The 3,288-nt window shown below is 44.7% G+C and carries 4 protein-coding genes; all 4 read left to right on the forward strand.

Translation table 11 applies throughout. The features are described 5' to 3' along the window. On the forward strand, positions 1–213 hold a 213-nt coding region (locus tag LUQ50_RS15695), incomplete at its 5' end, for a molybdopterin dinucleotide binding domain-containing protein (RefSeq protein ID WP_300041352.1). 2 nt (positions 214–215) lie between these two features. Next, positions 216–1,367: a Coenzyme F420 hydrogenase/dehydrogenase, beta subunit C-terminal domain gene (locus LUQ50_RS15700; protein ID WP_300041354.1), complete on the forward strand. Its 1,152-nt coding sequence runs from the start codon at positions 216–218 to the stop codon at positions 1,365–1,367. A gap of 179 nt (positions 1,368–1,546) precedes the next feature. Then, complete coding sequence (locus LUQ50_RS15705) at positions 1,547–2,002, forward strand: ferritin family protein (RefSeq protein WP_300041356.1); 456 nt, start codon at positions 1,547–1,549, stop codon at positions 2,000–2,002. A gap of 580 nt (positions 2,003–2,582) precedes the next feature. Then, positions 2,583–3,288, forward strand: a 706-nt coding sequence (locus LUQ50_RS15710; protein WP_300041358.1) for a metallophosphoesterase, incomplete at its 3' end; no start/stop codon positions are given.

Genomic DNA, 3,288 nt, shown 5'->3' on the forward strand with positions numbered 1-3,288 from the left:
CAGGGAGAGAAGGTTATACTCAAGAGCCGTCGTGGTCAGACCGAGACGGTTGCATGGGTAGGCGAGGATGTAGCTCCTGGTGTAATGTATATGGCCATGCACTTTGCAGAGGGTGTGAACAACCTGACAAACACGGCACTTGACCCCTTGTCAAAGATGCCTGAGCTGAAGCACTGTGCTGTTTCGATTGCAAAGATTGCAGGAGGGAAATAAACATGGCAGCAAAAGGAGATCTCCTGTATGCATGGACCACCGATAGCGGACTTGCTGAGAAAGCAGAATGTGGAGGAGCAGTAACCGCCCTTCTGCGACATGCTCTCGAGACTAAAATGGTTGATGCCGTAGTAGCAGTCACCAAGGGATACGATATCTATGATGCTATTCCGGTCGCTATTACGGATCCCAAGGAACTTGATAAGACTGCCGGCTCACTGCACTGTGGAACCCTGCTCCTGGCCACGTTCATCAAGAACTACCTGGACGGGGCAAAGAAGATGAAACTCGGTGTTGTGGTGAAAGGATGCGACCTCATGGGCCTGCTTGAAGAAGCAAAACGCAATGATGTCGACATGAAGAATATCATCACCATCGGTGTCAACTGTGGTGGATCAGTCAATCCAGGCGTAGCCCGGAAGATGATCAAGGCAAAATACGGCGTAGATCCGGACACTGTTCACAAGGAAGAGATTGACAAGGGTCAGTTCATCATCGAGTATGAAGGTGGACACAAAGGCATATCTGTCGATGAACTTGAAGAAGAGGGATTCGGTCGCCGTACCAACTGCCGCCGCTGTTTATACAAAGTTCCCCGTCAGGCAGATCTTGCCTGTGGTAACTGGGGAGTTATCGGTGACAAGGCAGGAAAGGCAACCTTTGTTGAGGTCTGCAGTGAGAAGGGTGCAGATCTGCTTACCAAGGCAGTTGCTGCAAAGAAACTCGCGGTAGAAGCTGCAAACCCGAAAGGCATAGAGATCAGAGGCAAGGTCGAAGGAGCCATGCTCAAACTCGGAGCCAAGTGGAGAAAGCATGACTTCACCGGCCTGAGGGACAATCTCTGGGAGACCATCAACAAAGAGACTTCCCGGTGTGTGAAGTGCTATTCCTGTATCGAGAAATGTCCGGTCTGTACTGCAACCGCATTCAAAGGCAGGGATGAATCCCTGATGGTTCGCAGAGGTAAACTACCATCAGATCCGATGTTCCACCTCCGCAGATTTGCACATATATCAGATAGTTGTATCAACTGCGGACAGTGCGAAGAACTCTGTCCGATGGAGATCCCGCTGGCTCTCTTCTCTCATGCAATCAGAGTTGAGGCAGACAACGCATTTGAACCAAAACTTGGAAAATCGGTTTATACCAACTGATGTAGCACTGATTACCACTCATCTCAGACGACCTACACAAAATCCAAGTAAGACTGCGTTCAGCCAGTATAATCACCACCAAACGATGCAACACAAAGCGGGGATACCGGAGTATCAGAATTCTGATACCCCCATCCCTGTTATCTCACCTAATATTTCGACCAAATGGAGAATTGTCCATGAAAACTGAAGAGTTTAAAAAAATCCTGCTTAACGCGATTGATCGGGAAGTTGATTCCTATGCACTCTATACTGCTCTTGCAGACAAAGTCAAAGACAGTGCACTCAAGAGCACATTCAAAGAATTAGCTCAGGAAGAGACATATCACCGAAAAACGCTCCAGGAATATCTTTCTGGCACAAAGAAGGAACTGAAATTCGATGAGGTCAAGGATTACAAATTATCTAACCTTATCGAGAGCCCATCTCCGTCTTCTGACATGAAACCTCTGGAAGGACTCAAACTCGCGATCAAGAAAGAAGAAGAAGCAATGCAGATGTATGAGAAACTCGCAGATGCAAGTGCTGATTCAGAACAGAAGAAGATCTTCACTGAACTCGCCAAGATGGAGCGGGGACACAAGGCACGACTTGAAGATCTCTATACCAACTCAGCGTTTGTTGAAGCCTGGTAACCTTACCCTCAACCCTTTTTTTGATCAGACGTAATAGAGTTCTTCGCACAGCCTTATCAATTCAGACTCAAACGAGATACCGAGTGCAGATAATCGGTAGTCAATCGAAAAAGATATTGATACCCTCATGTACACAGTATGAGTATGAAAAATATGGAGATGAAGATAGAAGGATCAACCCTGACAATTACGGTAGATCTTTCCAAAGATTTCGGAGAGTCAAAATCAGGCAAATCAATTGTAATCGGTACATCTGAAGGCAATATTTCAATCCCGAACAATGACGACATAAAAATCGGGTTGAATGTTTACCGAAAGAAGGTATAATAGACCCCATCTTTTTATGTAAATTTATAATTCGGGTCACCCCTGTCATCTGAACAATAGATTCTATTTGCGTGGACTACACAACCTGTTCTTTTCTCTGATACTTTTAAAAAAGGTTTCTTCTCTGTTGCGTTGATCTGTACGAATTATACGGACGACATATTTAACCAGGTACAGCAGAGGTCTTCTATCTCAAGCATAGTCATGGAGACAAACCACATTGATCAGGATATCTCACGTTATACAAATTCTCATGATATCGGGATTGCTGGTACTGGGAACCATTTCCGATGGATATGCAGAGTTTATACCAAATATTTCAGACCAGCCAGGTCCGACCTATACATATTCCATCGTTCATCTATCCGATACACAGAATCTCGCCTCTTATTATCCTGATACCTATAATCATACTTTCACGTACCTGGACTCACTGAAAAGTCAGTACAACATATCAGCAATCATCATCACCGGTGATCTGGTTAATAACTATGACAACCTTACCGAATGGCAGACATATGCCAATGCAATAAACAAAACCTCAATTCCAATTTATGTCACTGCAGGTAACCACGATACCAATGCAGGAAAAGATGATCGGAATTATGATATATTCACCGGGAGCAGTGACCGATATTATCTCACCACCGTAAATGATTTTAATCTGGTGGGTATATCCTATGTTAAAAAGACTCTTCCATCCAGTGATCTACAACAAATCAAAACATTTCTTGAAACTTCTCCTTATCAGGTAACTATCATCGCTACCCACTACTACATGGATCCGGACGGAGAATTCTCACGCCTTGGAAGATCGATAAACCAGGATCTGGTTGTCGGCCCGACTATCCTTATGACCGGACATAAACATGTATATTCACCATATATTACCCGAATCCAGGTCGGCTCTTATCCGGTCATTGAAGATCTAGCTGATTTCCAGGATGGAATTAAGGGAC

Source organism: Methanospirillum sp. (assembly GCF_028679455.1).
Taxonomy (GTDB): domain Archaea; phylum Halobacteriota; class Methanomicrobia; order Methanomicrobiales; family Methanospirillaceae; genus Methanospirillum.